The sequence below is a fragment of the Borreliella japonica genome, assembly GCF_900099615.1.
Lineage (GTDB): Bacteria > Spirochaetota > Spirochaetia > Borreliales > Borreliaceae > Borreliella > Borreliella japonica.
This window is the reverse complement of sequence record NZ_FMTE01000002.1, coordinates 341,617-355,566: the sequence shown is the minus strand read 5'-3', so window position 1 is coordinate 355,566 and position 13,950 is coordinate 341,617. Positions and strand designations below refer to the sequence as shown.

General features: G+C 28.8%; 14 protein-coding genes and 2 tRNA genes. 5 read left to right on the top strand and 11 right to left on the bottom strand.

What is annotated here, in order from left to right; translation table 11 throughout:
* Nucleotides 1-41 precede the first annotated feature (41 nt).
* The 6 genes from BLO14_RS01610 to fusA form a co-directional block, all read right to left on the bottom strand.
* Nucleotides 42-114 (bottom strand) — tRNA-Lys (locus tag BLO14_RS01610).
* A gap of 108 nt (nucleotides 115-222) precedes the next feature.
* Nucleotides 223-295, bottom strand: a tRNA-Lys gene (locus BLO14_RS01605).
* A gap of 48 nt (nucleotides 296-343) precedes the next feature.
* Nucleotides 344-991 carry a tetratricopeptide repeat protein gene (locus BLO14_RS01600; RefSeq protein ID WP_091972062.1) on the bottom strand — a complete coding sequence of 216 codons (648 nt, stop codon included), beginning with the start codon at nucleotides 989-991 and terminating at the stop codon, nucleotides 344-346.
* Nucleotides 988-1,344 (bottom strand): bactofilin family protein, encoded by a 357-nt coding sequence (locus tag BLO14_RS01595; RefSeq protein ID WP_091972060.1) that lies wholly within the window; start codon nucleotides 1,342-1,344, stop codon nucleotides 988-990. Before BLO14_RS01595 ends, BLO14_RS01600 begins: the two co-directional genes overlap by 4 nt.
* 81 nt (nucleotides 1,345-1,425) lie before the next feature.
* A complete protein-coding gene (locus BLO14_RS01590) occupies nucleotides 1,426-2,124 on the bottom strand; it encodes a Bax inhibitor-1/YccA family protein (protein WP_091972058.1) in 699 nt (232 codons plus the stop codon).
* Nucleotides 2,125-2,149: 25 nt separating this feature from the next.
* Nucleotides 2,150-4,231, bottom strand: a complete 2,082-nt coding sequence (gene fusA, locus BLO14_RS01585; RefSeq protein ID WP_091972056.1) for an elongation factor G — start codon at nucleotides 4,229-4,231, stop codon at nucleotides 2,150-2,152.
* Nucleotides 4,232-4,564: 333 nt separating this feature from the next.
* Between fusA and BLO14_RS01580 the strand changes: the two genes are divergently transcribed.
* From BLO14_RS01580 to BLO14_RS01560, 5 genes are all read left to right on the top strand, one after another.
* The gene (locus BLO14_RS01580) at nucleotides 4,565-4,792 is read left to right on the top strand and encodes a KTSC domain-containing protein (protein ID WP_091972054.1); all 228 of its coding nucleotides are present in this window, start codon (nucleotides 4,565-4,567) and stop codon (nucleotides 4,790-4,792) included.
* A gap of 231 nt (nucleotides 4,793-5,023) precedes the next feature.
* The gene (locus BLO14_RS01575; protein ID WP_091972052.1) at nucleotides 5,024-5,551 is read left to right on the top strand and encodes a tetratricopeptide repeat protein; all 528 of its coding nucleotides are present in this window, start codon (nucleotides 5,024-5,026) and stop codon (nucleotides 5,549-5,551) included.
* Between the two features lie 128 nt (nucleotides 5,552-5,679).
* Entirely contained in the window at nucleotides 5,680-6,333 is a 654-nt protein-coding gene (locus BLO14_RS01570; RefSeq protein ID WP_091972050.1) for a hypothetical protein, read from the top strand.
* 181 nt (nucleotides 6,334-6,514) lie between these two features.
* Nucleotides 6,515-7,735 (top strand): ribose-phosphate pyrophosphokinase, encoded by a 1,221-nt coding sequence (locus BLO14_RS01565; protein ID WP_091972048.1) that lies wholly within the window; start codon nucleotides 6,515-6,517, stop codon nucleotides 7,733-7,735.
* 3 nt (nucleotides 7,736-7,738) lie between these two features.
* Nucleotides 7,739-9,103 carry an FGGY-family carbohydrate kinase gene (locus BLO14_RS01560; protein ID WP_091972046.1) on the top strand — a complete coding sequence of 455 codons (1,365 nt, stop codon included), beginning with the start codon at nucleotides 7,739-7,741 and terminating at the stop codon, nucleotides 9,101-9,103.
* On the opposite strand, the gene BLO14_RS01555 is transcribed toward BLO14_RS01560, so the two are convergent.
* The 5 genes from BLO14_RS01555 to fliS are packed head-to-tail and all read right to left on the bottom strand — an operon-like array spanning nucleotide 9,086 to nucleotide 13,948.
* Nucleotides 9,086-9,832: an SPOR domain-containing protein gene (locus tag BLO14_RS01555; RefSeq protein WP_091972044.1), complete on the bottom strand. Its 747-nt coding sequence runs from the start codon at nucleotides 9,830-9,832 to the stop codon at nucleotides 9,086-9,088. The genes BLO14_RS01560 and BLO14_RS01555 overlap by 18 nt on opposite strands.
* On the bottom strand, nucleotides 9,816-10,433 hold the full coding sequence (gene coaE, locus BLO14_RS01550) for a dephospho-CoA kinase (RefSeq protein ID WP_091972042.1): 618 nt from the start codon (nucleotides 10,431-10,433) through the stop codon (nucleotides 9,816-9,818). Before coaE ends, BLO14_RS01555 begins: the two co-directional genes overlap by 17 nt.
* Nucleotides 10,415-13,141 (bottom strand): DNA polymerase I, encoded by a 2,727-nt coding sequence (polA, locus tag BLO14_RS01545; RefSeq protein WP_091972040.1) that lies wholly within the window; start codon nucleotides 13,139-13,141, stop codon nucleotides 10,415-10,417. The genes coaE and polA overlap by 19 nt, the downstream gene beginning before the upstream one ends.
* Nucleotides 13,138-13,539, bottom strand: coding sequence for a hypothetical protein (locus BLO14_RS01540; RefSeq protein ID WP_091972038.1), 402 nt, complete (start codon nucleotides 13,537-13,539; stop codon nucleotides 13,138-13,140). Before BLO14_RS01540 ends, polA begins: the two co-directional genes overlap by 4 nt.
* A complete protein-coding gene (gene fliS, locus BLO14_RS01535) occupies nucleotides 13,529-13,948 on the bottom strand; it encodes a flagellar export chaperone FliS (protein ID WP_091972036.1) in 420 nt (139 codons plus the stop codon). Before fliS ends, BLO14_RS01540 begins: the two co-directional genes overlap by 11 nt.
* Nucleotides 13,949-13,950 lie beyond the last annotated feature (2 nt).

Sequence of the window (13,950 nt, the reverse complement as noted above, 5' to 3'; positions counted from 1 at the left end):
AAAACCTGGAGTCCTGACCGATAGACGAAGAGGACAAAAAGTGAGCTCAGTAGGACTCGAACCTACGACAAACGCCTTAAAAGGGCGCTGCTCTACCACCTGAGCTATGAGCCCAAAAGTCATTTTATGACCATCGAAAGTAATAATATATTCAATTTCCAATAATGTCAAGTTAAATTGGCATAAAATTAACAATTTATACCAAAAAGGTACTTAACAATTTGAGCTGCACAGGACTTGAACCTGTAACCAACGGATTAAGAGTCCGATGCTCTACCACTTGAGCTAGCAGCCCGGTTTATTAATTTGCTAACAATAAGAATAAGTTTTTATAAATTGAATGTCAAGGTTTGCTGTTGCTTTTTTTTAATTTTTCTAGTAAGTCTTTTGCTTCTAGATTATTAGGAGAGATTGCAAGAAGTTTGATTAGCGCTTCTTCTGCTAATACTTTATTTTTTGCATTTATTCTTGATCTTGCCAATTTTATTAATAGATTTTGGTTATTAGGAGCAAATCGTAATGCATTTTCGTAGGCAAAATCTGCTTCATTGTATCTTTTTAGCTCATAGAAAGAATCTGCAATCAAATTATAAACTTTTATTATTCTTGCTCCTTTAGGATCAAGGCTGATATATTCTTGAAAGTATTTTAATGCATTTTCATAATTTTTTTGGAAAAAATAAGCTTCTCCTAGTGCCTGAATAATTCTTATGTCATATTTTTTAATACCAAGACCCATGATAGCCTCTTTTTCAGCTCTTTTATATTCGCCTATAGCTATTAAGCTCCATATCAATATTGTCCTAGCATCTAAGTTGTTAGGATTTAACCGAATTTCTTCTAGCGTGTTTAAAATAGCTTCTTTAAATTTTCCTTCTTTATACAAAAGAAGAGAGTCTTCTTTTTCTTTAATAATCTGTGATTGTCCGAATAATAAGCTTGAATTGGATAGCAGAATTAAAGTTATTTGTAATAGGAAAAAAAAATTCATTCTTCAAAATCCTCCATTTCGCAATTCCCTTTAAATATTGCTCCAGAATCAATAAAAAGTTCTTTGGTTTTAATGTTCCCTATTAATTTGCCGGTTTTGTAGATTTTAACTGTTTTTAAAGCTTCAACATTTCCTTTTATTTTGCCATGATTTAGCAAATATTGGCATTTTATTTCAGCTTCAACATTAGCCTTTTCCCTTAGATAAATTGAGCTTGATGAGTTTATTAAGCCTTTGAGCTTTCCTTCTATTATTATTGGTTTATTACTTTCAATATATCCTTCAAATTCAAATTTTTTTTTTATTACATTTTGAGTATTGCTTTCTTCGAATTCTAAGCTATCTATGCTCATTGAAACCTCTAAAAATGAATGCTTTAAATTAAAGCATTCATTTTTGATTGAATTTTTTATAAAAATGTTTTTATTATTATTTTAGTCGTTTCTTCTTTGGCCCAAAAATCTTAGAAGATATAAGAATAAATTTATAAAATCTAAATAAAGCTTAAGAGATGCTACAACTGCCATTCTATTTTTTACTTCAGTATCGTCTTGTAGCATTTTATCCATTTTAGCAATATTTTGAACGTCATAAGCTGTTAGTCCTGTAAATATTATTACGCCCAAGATAGATATAAGAAAATTAAGCCCTGAGCTTCTAAAAAACATATTAACAAGAGATGCAATAATAATTCCCCATAAGCCCATTATCAGATAGCTTCCCATTTTTGTTAGATCTGTTGTTGTTGTGTATCCATAAACAGACATTCCAAGAAATGTTCCAGCAGTAATTCCAAATGTGAATACTATTGATCCTTGTGTATAAATCATAAATACAGAAGATAATGTTACTCCTGTTAATGCTGAGTATAGCAAAAAAAGAGCTGTTGCGGTATTGCTTGATATTTTGTTAATAGCACCACTTATTGCATATACAAGCCCAAATTGTATAATTATCATAGCCATAAATGACATTGGATTTGAGAATACTATTGCTCTGATTGTTTGATTTTCTGAGGTTGCATATGCGAATATTGCTGAAATTAAAAGTCCAATTGACATAAGTCCGAAAACTTTGGCTAAAAATTTGTTTTTTATTAATATATCTTGTTTTTCTTGTACTAAATCGATCATAATAAAGCCTCCTTATTATTTATTATTAAGATTTGTTTTGATCGTTAAATTTCTTGCGAAGTTCATCAAATATAGCGCTTGGAACTTTTCCATATTTTAAAAATTCCATTGAGAATTCTGCTTTTCCTTGAGTAGAGGATCTAAGGACTGTTGAAAATCCGAACATCTCGCTTAAAGGCACTTCAGCTTCAACTTTTGAAAAACTTCCGTCTTCTAGCGAACCTGTTATTATTCCTCTTCTTTGATTTAAAAGTCCAAACATATTTCCTTGGAATTCAGTAGGTCCTTCAAGAGTAACCTTCATTATTGGTTCAAGGATCGTAGGTTTTGCTTTTTCGTAAGCCTCTCTAAAAGCACCAATTGCTGCTAATTGGAATGCAATATCAGATGAGTCAACAATGTGATATTGGCCATCATTGATTGTGATTTTTATATCAACTATTGGAAAGCCAATTAATGTTCCTCTTTCCATTGCTTTTTGGAATCCTTTGTCACATGATGGGATGTATTCTGTTGGAATTACTCCTCCTTTTATCAAATTAACAAATTCATATGTTTCTCCTTCTTTGTTAAGAGGTTCCATAAACCCGGCAACTCTTCCAAACTGACCAGCTCCTCCAGATTGCTTTTTGTGGGTATAGTTGAATTCAGCTTTTCCTGTAATCGTTTCCCTATAGGCTACTTGCGGCATTCCAGTTTCTACTTCTGCTTTGAACTCTCTTTTCATTCTTTCAATGTAAACTTCTAAGTGTAATTCTCCCATGCCTTGAATTATTGTTTCGTTTGATTCAATATCAACATAAGTTTTAAATGTTGGATCTTCTTTTGTAAATCTTCCAAGAGCTTTTGCCATATTGTCAGCAGATTTTTTGTCTTTCGGTTTTACAGAAAGAGAAATTACTGGGGCTGGAATAAACATCGATGTCATTGAATAGCTGATTGATGGATCACAAAATGTGTCTCCTGATGCACATTCTATTCCAAATAAAGCAACAATGTCACCACTTCCTCCAAATTCAATATCTTCTGTATTATTGGCATGCATTCTGATAAGTCTTCCAACTTTGAATTTTTTAGAAGTTCTTGAGTTGATAAGTTCTTGTCCTTTTTTTAAAGTTCCTTGATAGATTCTGACATAGGTTAATTGGCCGTATTGTCCGTCTTCAAGTTTAAATGCAAGAGCAACAGTTGGGAGGTCGTTGTCAATTTTAAGATCGATTTCTTTTTCATTGTTATTGAGGTCAAGAGCAGTATTTTTTATATCATGAGGGGATGGTAAAAATCTGGTTACAGCGTCTAAGAGTAATTGTACTCCCTTGTTTTTATAAGCAGATCCCATAAATACAGGACATAATTTTAAAGCCAATGTTCCGGTTCTAATTGCATTGTATATTATTTCAATAGGGACATCTTTTCCTTCCATGTGCAATTCCATAAGCTCATCATTAAAGTCGGCAAGATTATCAAGCATTATTTCTCGTTTATTTTTTGCCTCTTCTAAGAGATCTGAGGGCACTTCTTTTTCTATTATTTCTGTTCCATCTTTTCCTTCAAAATAGTAGGCTTTCATTAATATAAGGTCTGCAACCCCAATGTGTTTGTCTTCTAATCCAATTGGGATCTGCATTAAAACGGAATTTAAGTCAAGTTTAGACCTAAGTTGATCTTTTACGTTGTAGGGATTTGCTCCGGTTTTATCGCATTTATTTACAAATGCAAGGCGTGGCACGTTGTATCTTTTAAGTTGTCGATCAACAGTTATTGATTGGGATTGAACTCCAGCGACAGAGTCAAGAACTAATATTGCTCCGTCAAGCACTCTAAGAGATCTTTCAACTTCAATTGTAAAATCTACGTGACCGGGTGTATCAATAATATTTATTGGAAAATCTTTCCATTCAACGTGAGTTGCGGCTGACGCTATTGTGATTCCTCTTTCTCTTTCAAGTTCCATTGAGTCCATTGTTGCGCCAACTCCATCTTTGCCTTTTACTTCGTGAATTGCGTGGATTTTATTGCAATAAAAAAGAATGCGTTCTGTAAGAGTAGTTTTTCCTGAATCGATGTGAGCGCTAATACCTATGTTTCGTAATTTATTGTAGTCCATTAGACATTGTTCCTCCTGATGATATGTGAATAGAAGATTAACTATCTGAATAATTTTACAAAATTTTTTTTTAAAAATCTATCTCATAGAATTTTATGCTATGAGATAGATTGGATAGATTGGATAGATTGGATAGATTGGATAGATTGGAATTTAAACTATTTAATATGATGTTTATAGTTTGCTTGATTAAAGTTGCATTAATGTATATTCTTATATTAGGGAATATATCATTTAGTAGATTTTGATTTTATTGATTAAAACTTTTTATTTAGTGAATTAACTCTTACTTTATTATTATACTCCTAAGATAATTATTTGGAGGAATTTGAGTTGGAAACTTTAACAATATCTAATGAATTGAGCAAAATATCACAGGTAGGTTATGATTCTTCTGTGTCTGAGCTTTCCGTATTTTTTAAGGATGGAAGAGCTTATAAGTATTTTAAGATTGAACCAAGACATTTTAGTGTAATATCTAAACTTGTTGAGGACAAAAGATCAGTTGGTAAATATTTAACAGAAAATATATTTAACAAGTATGACCAAGAAAAGCTTTAATTTGTTTTTTTAGATAATATTAAAAGCCCTTTTGTTTTTTGTTTTCAAACAGGAGGGCTTATTTATGGATATCTTTTAGAGTGATAGATTTTATTCTATAATCATCAATATGATTTGTTTAATTTTAAAATTTAATAGCATTAAAGTTTTGTGTTTTGATTATTATTGGACTTAGCTCTATTTTATTACTTTCAATAATTTAAATAGTATCAAGGATTTAAGTAAATTTTTATGTATAAGTTGTTATTTATTGTTGTTTTTGTTTTGTCTTGCAGCTCTATTTTTAAGGAATATCAAAACATATCGGATGAATATTATAAGCTTGCTAAATTAAATGAAGAGCTTGGTAATGATGAAACTTCTGTTTTGCTTTATGAGAAATCTATTAAATTTAATATTAATGCTGGTGATGACTCAAGCTATAACTTTATCTTGGCTTGCATTAATTTGAAAAAATATGTAGAAGCTGAATTGAAACTTAATCCCATTATAAAAGAAGATCCAGAAAATATATTGTTAATTAATTTGAAGGGATATTTGCTCTTTAAGAAAAATGATTTAGATAATGCTTTGATTTATTATTTAAAAACTCTAGAATTTGCTCCTGCAAATAAAGAGGCTTTATTTAATATTTTTTATATTTACCATTTAAAGGGCGACAAAAAAAATTCAAAAAAATATATTTTAAAATATAAAGAGTTAAATCATCCCATACCAAGTGGTGCTGAAGAAATAGTTTCTTCAGCTGTTAATAGTTAAGTTTTTGTTTACTTTTTACTTTATAACAATTATTATATACTTTTTACTTTATAACAATTATTATATAATAAGGTGTGCAATATAAACCCTGTTTTATTTTTCATAAATTTTTGTAGGAGAGTTTGTATATGATGAGGCTTAAAATTTTAATTTTATGTTTGTTTGGTATTTTTGTAGTCAATGGTTTTGCAGATACTAATTTTGAATTCAATTTTGGGGGTGGAGCTTCTTTTCCTGTTAGTCCTTTTTCAAGTTTTTACAATGAGGCTTTAGAGATTAATGCAAAGCTTAAGCAAAATTTGCCTTCAAATTCATCATCCCCAACAGAGAAAGAAGATATAGTCCAAAGTTTTGCCGATTTGGCCAATATTGCTAAATCTGGAGTAAAATATGGGATTTATTCGCAATTTGGTGCTAAATTTGATGATTTTATTTCTGTTGGAGGAGAGCTTTTGTTTGACATGAATCTTGTTAAAGTAATAAAGCGTTCAGATGGAACTGCAAATGAAAATTTCTCATTTATTATGGGAATAACACCGAGATTTTATACAAAATTAGATTTTTTTGTTTTAGCCTTAGCGTTTTTCACAGGTCCTAAGATCAATATAGCTACCTCTGCTGCAGATTCTGTTTTAGCAGAATTGGGGACAATGGGTTGGGATATTGGTGCTAGACTTTCATTTTCTTTTTTAATTCTTGAAGGTTACTATGTTTGGAATATTAAGAATTCTAAATTTTCTGATTTCAAGTTTGGAATAGGCTTTGAATTTGGAATTGTGTAGTTTAGTCAATTTTGTTTTTAAGATTATACATAATATTTATTTTTGCTATTAATGGAATTTTTCGATTTTTCTTTTTAGTATTAAAGCTAAAATATTTTGTAATGACCTTGCTTTAAAAATTTTTGGTTATTTTTGTATGTATAAGCTATATTAATTGTCAAAAGAAAGAATGAGGAACTAGGTGAATTTACTTAAAAAAAAATCAATAGGAATTATTGCTTGTCCTGGGGGCAAGGTTTTTGCTAGTAAAATAATAAAAGAGCTTGAAAGAATATTTATAAATGTTGGAAATGATATTGTAGATAGTATATGTCAAGATTATAAAGCCCTAAAGGAAGAAATTTTTAGAATTGAAAAAGTTTTATCTCCTTTTTTAGAAGGTCTTAGTTTATCTAGTCTTAAAAGCAAAGAACCTTTAGAAATTCCTGTAAAGTTTGTTAAATTTGCCAATGGTGAATTTAAAACTGAAATTTTAAAGACAATTAGAAATAAGGATGTCTTTATTGTTCAAGATGTTTCCAATACTTATGAAGTTGAGATAAATAGTAGCGAAAAAATAATTATGACAGTTAATGATCATATAATGAATTTAATGACAACAATAGATGCTTGTATGCAGGCTAAAGCCAACTCTGTTAGTGTTATTATTCCGTCTTATCCTTATTCAAGGCAAGATAAAAAGCACTCAAGAGAATGTTTAACGGCAAGTCTCATTGGAAGATTTTTAGAAGAGTTGGGGATTAGGCATATTTTAACCTTAGACATTCATTCAAAGGCCATTGAGAACGTATTTAGGAAAGTTTATTTTGAAAATTTAAATGTTTCTTATGAAATCTTTAAGTCTCTTAGGGATTTGATCGACATTAGAGATTCTAATTTAGTTATTGTTTCACCCGATACAGGTGCTGTGAGTAGGAATAAATTTTTTGCATCAAGCCTTAAGAGTCCCCTTGCTTTGCTTTATAAGGAGAGAGATTATTCAAGAATTTCAAATGATGTTGCTGATTCAAATATTTCTGTAACTAAACTTTTAGGAGATGTTGAAGGTAAAAATGTTTTTATGAGTGATGATATGTTGGCTACTGGTGGTACTCTGATTAAGGCAATGAAATTGCTTAAAAGTATGGGTGCTAAAAAGATTATATGTGGGATTAGTTTACCGTTTTTCAATGGAGATGCTATTAAATATTTTGACAAAGCTTATGAGGAGGGGTATTTTTATAAAATAATTGGAACGAATGCCGTTTATCATAATGATGAATTAATAAATAAGCCTTGGTATCATGAAGCTAATGTTGCACATCTTTTTGCGAATGCAATATTTGCAATTTATAATAAAGTTGGTTTACAAAAAATTCTTGATAGAAGAGATGATATTCAAAAATTGATTAACAAAGATTAATTTATGAATGCTCTTAGTATTGATATTGGCACTAGTGTTTTAAAGGCGGCATTGGTTAATTCTGAAAATGGAGTTTTAAGTTATATTGATATTAGCTATTCAGATTATTTTGATATCGATTTCGAAAATTTTGATTTTAATGTCTGGCTTTTTTCTTTTAAAAAAGCCATAGCCAATTTTCAGTCTAGCAAAATAGATTGTATTTCTGTTAGTGGTATTTCACCATGTTTGATTGCTTTAAATTCAAATTTAATTCCTTTAGAGGTATTGCATTGGAATTCCCTTAAAATTAAGTCTGATTTTAAGGGAAAGTCTGTATTTTTGCCTTATGTACTTAGTGCAGTTGAAAGAGGAACTTATTCTAAGATAAGCTATTTTGTTTCTTGTTTTGAGTATTTTATTTATTTGCTTACAGGAAAGCTTTTTACAAGCTTTCCGAGTATAGAGTATATTCCTTTTATTTGGGATGATGTAGAAATAAAAAAATATGGGCTTGATAAGAGGAAATTCCCTCCGTTTATAAAAATGGGAGAAAATGTTGGCGTTGTAACCGATAAAGCGGGAGTTGAATTTGGGCTAAACAGCGGAATTAGTGTAATTAATGCGGGATCAGATTATTTGAATGTTTTGGTGGGAAGCGGTGCTTTTCAAGAGGGAATTGTGTCAAATAGAATGGGTACAAGCGAAGGGTTCAATTTTGTTTCAAGTACATATTTACCAGGATTTTCTTTGGAATATCCTTATTTTTTAGAAGGATATTTTATTGTTGGGAGAATTGTTCCTTTTGGATATTTGATTCAATTATTAAAAGACAGTTTTTATAAAAAAAGTTTGACTTTTGAGTTTCTTTTAAAAAATATTGTTAAAAGTGTTGCTTTAGATAATGTATACTTTTATCCAAGCAAAATCAGACTTTTTAATGATTTATTTATTTTAGATCCTTATCTGCGCAAAGATTTAGGTAAAGGAATTTTTGGTAGCATAAAAAATCCATTAGAGATCGGTTTGGCAATACTTGAGTTTGCATGTTTTGCTTTTTACAATAGATTGTTAGAGTTAAAAGCCTGTAAAAAAGAAGTTTTAAGTATCTTTGTTAGTGGATCCAATTCTGATAATTTGCTTTTAAATCAAATAAAAGCAAATATTCTTGGCAAAGATTTAAAGATTTTTGATTTTAAGCATTCAGAGATTATGGGGGGGGCAATTCAAGCATTCTATTCTTTAAGAGAATTTGCTAGTTTAAATGATTCTTTTTTGAAGCTTGCAAAGATTAAGCATGTTGTTTCGCCTATTGTTGAGATTCATGAAGAATATGTAGAAAAATATCAAAAATATATTAATAATTATACTCTATTTGTTAACGGGTAATATATAAGTTTCTTTAAATTCGCTTATTCCTGTTATTTTTTTTAAATCTGCTTTTGCTTCTGATTTTGTTTTATAAGGACCAGATCTTACTCTGTAAATATCTTTATTATCTACTGTTGCAGAATATATTTTGGCAACTATATTATATTTGAGTAATTTTTGAATATAATTATCTGCGTTGATTGGGTCCGAGAGTGATACAAATTGTATGTAATATTCTGTATTAGGGTCATATATGTTGTCAACATTCAAAGCTTTTTGGGCTATGGGTTGAGGTTTTTCAATAATTTTTGATTTCTGAGAAGTAGTAGGTACTTTTTGAGTTACAGGTTGAGGTTTTTCAATAATTTTTGTTTTCTGAGAAGTAGCAGGTACTTTTTGAGTTACAGGTTGAGGTTTTTCAATAATTTTTGTTTTCTGAGAAGTAGCAGGTACTTTTTGAGTTATATTTTTTTTTTCTTTATTTAAATCTTGTGTTAAATCTATGATTATTTCATTTGGAGTTTCAGATACCTTTAAAGATTTTTCATTTTGGCCAATGTTTTCTAAAGTTTTTTGATCTTTGGTTTCTTCTAAAACAATATTTTTCTCTGCAATTTCTGAGGCCAAATTTTTGTTTGGAAAGAAAATAATTGTTCCAAGAAATATTATGATACAAACTGCTGCAATTGAGGTTAGTGCTACAAAAAATCCTTTGTTATTGTCATTGTTTTCATTCAAATCTTTCATAGTTAATTATCTCCTGCATTTTTTTTTTAATTTCTTTTTCTAGATATGAATAATTCTTGTTATTAATTATATTGATTATTCTTAAGTTTATAATATTTTTTTTAAAAAAAATATCTTTTTGGATTTTGAGTATTTTATTGATTATGTTTGAGTCGATGCTTGGAATAGAATATGATAATCTATTCTTTATTATAGGAGTCTTTGCTTTGACCACAATTACATAGTCGCAAAGTTTTTCTAAATTTATTTTAAAAAGTAGAGCAGCATTGATTATTATTTTTGTAGATTGGTTTTGAATTAGGATTTTTTTTATTTTATTAAGTATGATTGGGTGTGATATGCTTTCAAGTTTTTTTAATTCTTCATTGTCATTAAATACACGATTTCTTATCAAGAGTTTATCTATTTCATTTTTAGTATTTAATATTTCTTTACCAAATATTTTAACTATTTCTTCTTTTTTTTCGTGTAAGACTGAATGTCCAAGCTTGTCTGCATTTATTTCGTAAAATCCATATTTATTGCTAATTATTTTAGAAACAGTATCTTTGCCAGATGCAATTCTACCTGTTATTCCAATGATTAATGGATTTCTCCCCATGATTTGCCCGTTTCAATATTTGCTCTTAAAGGTAGATTTAATGTATAAGCGGTTTCCATCATGATTTTTAATATTTTTTTCACTTCATTTTCTTCTTCAATAGGAGATTCAATGAGCATTTCATCGTGCACCTGTAGTAATATTTTAGATTCCAATTTTTTACTTTTAAATTCATTAAATACTTTGACCATTGCAATTTTCATGATATCAGCGGCACTTCCCTGAATTATGCTGTTTATTGCTATTCTTTCTGCGGCAGATCTTTCTAGATAATTATTGCTATTAATTTCTTTTATATATCTTCTTCGTTTTAAGATAGTCTCACTATATCCAACATTTCTTACGAAGTTTATTTGATTTATTATAAACTCTTTGATTTTTGGATAAGAATCAAAGTAAGAGTTTATAAATCCTTTTGCTTCTTCGATTGTAATTCCTAGTTCTTTTGCAAGTCTAAAATTCGACATTCTATAAATTATTCCGAAATTAATAGATTTTGCTATTCTTCTTAAGGTGGGAGTGATTTCTTTTTCTTCTATTTTGAAAAGCTTAGAAGCAGTTTCTGCATGAATGTCTTTATTGTCTTCAAATGCTTTAATAAGGGCTTCATCTTGTGATAAATGAGCAAGTATGGCAAGCTCAATCTGAGAATAATCAGCTGAAATGAAAATATTTCCATTTTCCGGTTTAAATGCTTTTCTTATTTTTCGACCCTTCTCCTCTTTTATTGGTATGTTTTGTAAGTTGGGATTTATGCTGGTGATTCTGCCAGTTGCTGTTTTTGTTTGTATGAAGCTTGTGTGTAGTCTGTTTGTTTTATAGTTTACTAGTTCTGCCAAATTATCTGTGTAAGTGCTTCTCAATTTTGCAATTTGTCTGTGTTTTATTAGGTTTTCAATTGATTCATGCTGCCCTCTAAGAGATTCAAGCACTTTTATATCAGTTGAATCTTTTTTCATTTTTTCTGGTAATTTTAGATTTAATTTTTCAAATAAAATTTCATGCATTTGTTTTGGAGAATTTAGATTAAAATCAATTCCTATGCTTTTTATTGTTTCTTTTTCGATTAGTTCCAATTCTTTTGCAAGTTCTTTTCCATATTCTTTTAAATATTCTTTATCAAGGTAAATGCCATTTTCTTCCATTTCTATAATTACATTGTTAAAAGGCATTTCTATTTCGTGCATCAACTCGCAGAGTTTGTCTTCTTTTAATTTTTCGGTAAATATATTGAATAATCTAAATGTAATATCAGCATCTTCAGCTGAATAGCTTGTTGCCATTTCTAAAGATATATTTGCAAAGTTATCATTTTTTTGTATTACATCTTCATATTTAATATTTTTATGCATTAAATATTTTTCTGCAAGAAAATCAAGCGATACTTTTGAGTTTGTGTCAATAAGGTATGCTGCAATCATTGTATCAAAATAAGGCGGTATAGGATTAAATCCATTATTTTTTAGTATTCTATAGTCAAATTTATAATTTTGACCAATTATTTTTGGGTTTGATTTAAAGAGACTGTTAAATTTTTGTATTATATAATTTTTTTCTATGTAAATTTTTCCTTTAGCTTCGATTGGAACATAGTAACCTTCAAATTCTTTAAATGAAATGGAAATTCCAATTAATTTTGCTGTGTAGATGTCAAGTGAAGATGTCTCTGTGTCTATTGATATGTATTTAGCCTTTTTAAGGCCTTCTATTAAATTGTCTAGTTCTTTTTTTGTTGTTATTGCGTGATATTTAACATTTTCTGTGTCAATTGTATTTAGGGTGTCTAAACTATTAGTAGCAGGGTCTTGATCAAATAGGCTTTTTTGGCCCACATGTTCTTTTTCTTGTTTTAAGATGTTATTTTTATAAGTTTTTATTAGAGTAATTGCTGAATGCTTTTCAAACAAAGATATTATCTCTTCACTAAAATTTTTTAAGGCGAAGTTTTCAATTTCTGGAATTTTCAAATTTTCTTCAAGACTTACAAGATCATAGCTTAAAAAAGCATTTTCTTTTTTTTTGATTAAAATTTCTTGATGTTTTTTATTTATTAGTTCTAAATTTGAATATATTCCTTTTAAGGTTTTAAATTCTTTTAATAAATTTGCTGCTCCTTTTGGGCCAATGCCTTTTATTCCAGGTATATTGTCAGACCTGTCTCCAACAATAGCTAAATAATCTTTTATTTGAAAGCTATTTATTCCAAATTTTTTTATTACGTACTCATTGTTCATTTCAACAAAGCTGTTGTTTTCAATTTTAAGTATCTTTATGCGTTCTGATATTGTTTGTAGCAAGTCTTTGTCGGGAGAAATAATGTAAGTTAAATAGTTGTTCTTTGCAGCTTTTTTTGCAAAACTAGCTAAAAGATCGTCAGCTTCATATCCCTCGAGCTCAAAGATTGGTATTTTTGCCTTTAAAAGGCCTTCTTTTATCCATCTGATTTGAGGTATTAAATCAGATGGAGGCTCGTCTCTTGTTGCTTTGTAGTTTGGATATTTTTGTTTTCTAAAAGTTGGTATTTCCGAGTCAAAAGTAACGATCAAATGTGTAGGATTTTTTTCTTTTATTATGAAAAATAATGTTTTAAAAAAGCCGATAAATGCATTTACATTTTCTCCTTGTCTGTTTAAAAGCGGATAATTTTTCATTACATGGTAATTTCTAAATATTATGTTTAGTGCGTCAATTAGGTAAAGTTCTTTCATATTTTGATATCTAACATCATGGGTGAATTGTTTGTTGTAATACTGTTTTGATGTTTTTTAATTTTTGGAATTTTTCTTTTTGCATTTATAATTCGTTGTAAGATTTTATAACAAATTTGATATTTAATATATATTTCTTCTTTTATCAGGTTAATTTCTTTAATTAAATGGTTGAAATCATCCAATTTTTGATTTTTAGATTTCAACCACGCATTTATTGTTTTATAATAGTTTTTGATTGATTCTAGGATTAAATCTTTTTTAGGATTGGTTACATTTAATATTCTTATTTCTTCTCTTTGCAATTCATCACTTTCTATTATTAATACCAACTTTAATTCTTTTAATTCTAATAATAAATTGCTCAAATATTTTTTTAAAATTTCATTAGCCGACAATATTGATTCCTAATTTATTGTGAGTAACATTATTTTCTTTTTTTCTAAGCTCTTTCCAGGTAAAGTTTAATATTTGCAACTGTTTTATAACATTGTCAATTTTGTGTACTTCTTTTTTAAAAAGAACATTTTCTAGCTCTTTATTTAGAAACGAATATATTGATAGTAAGTTTGTAGAGATATCCCCACCTTGTTCAAAATTTAAGGTTGACATTAATTCAGTAATGATTTCTTGTGCATGAAATATTTTTTCATTAGCTTTAATTTCATTTTTCCAATTTCTATCTTTTATAAGCTCTTTGGCAACTTTTAAATCCTGTATTGCTCTTTCATAAAGCATTATCAATATTGAGAGGGGGTTTGATGTTTTTATTTGTGTTTGTTTATATATTTTTTCTTTTGTTATCAAAA

Excerpts from the sequence above, each read along its gene's own strand:
- BLO14_RS01600 (WP_091972062.1), bottom strand. The coding sequence starts at position 991 with ATGAATTTTTTTTTCCTATTACAAATAACTTTAATTCTGCTATCCAAT.
- BLO14_RS01595 (WP_091972060.1), bottom strand. The coding sequence starts at position 1,344 with ATGAGCATAGATAGCTTAGAATTCGAAGAAAGCAATACTCAAAATGTA.
- BLO14_RS01590 (WP_091972058.1), bottom strand. The coding sequence starts at position 2,124 with ATGATCGATTTAGTACAAGAAAAACAAGATATATTAATAAAAAACAAA.
- fusA (WP_091972056.1), bottom strand. The coding sequence starts at position 4,231 with ATGGACTACAATAAATTACGAAACATAGGTATTAGCGCTCACATCGAT.
- BLO14_RS01575 (WP_091972052.1), top strand. The coding sequence starts at position 5,024 with ATGTATAAGTTGTTATTTATTGTTGTTTTTGTTTTGTCTTGCAGCTCT.
- BLO14_RS01570 (WP_091972050.1), top strand. The coding sequence starts at position 5,680 with ATGATGAGGCTTAAAATTTTAATTTTATGTTTGTTTGGTATTTTTGTA.
- BLO14_RS01560 (WP_091972046.1), top strand. The coding sequence starts at position 7,739 with ATGAATGCTCTTAGTATTGATATTGGCACTAGTGTTTTAAAGGCGGCA.
- BLO14_RS01555 (WP_091972044.1), bottom strand. The coding sequence starts at position 9,832 with ATGAAAGATTTGAATGAAAACAATGACAATAACAAAGGATTTTTTGTA.
- coaE (WP_091972042.1), bottom strand. The coding sequence starts at position 10,433 with ATGGGGAGAAATCCATTAATCATTGGAATAACAGGTAGAATTGCATCT.
- polA (WP_091972040.1), bottom strand. The coding sequence starts at position 13,141 with ATGAAAGAACTTTACCTAATTGACGCACTAAACATAATATTTAGAAAT.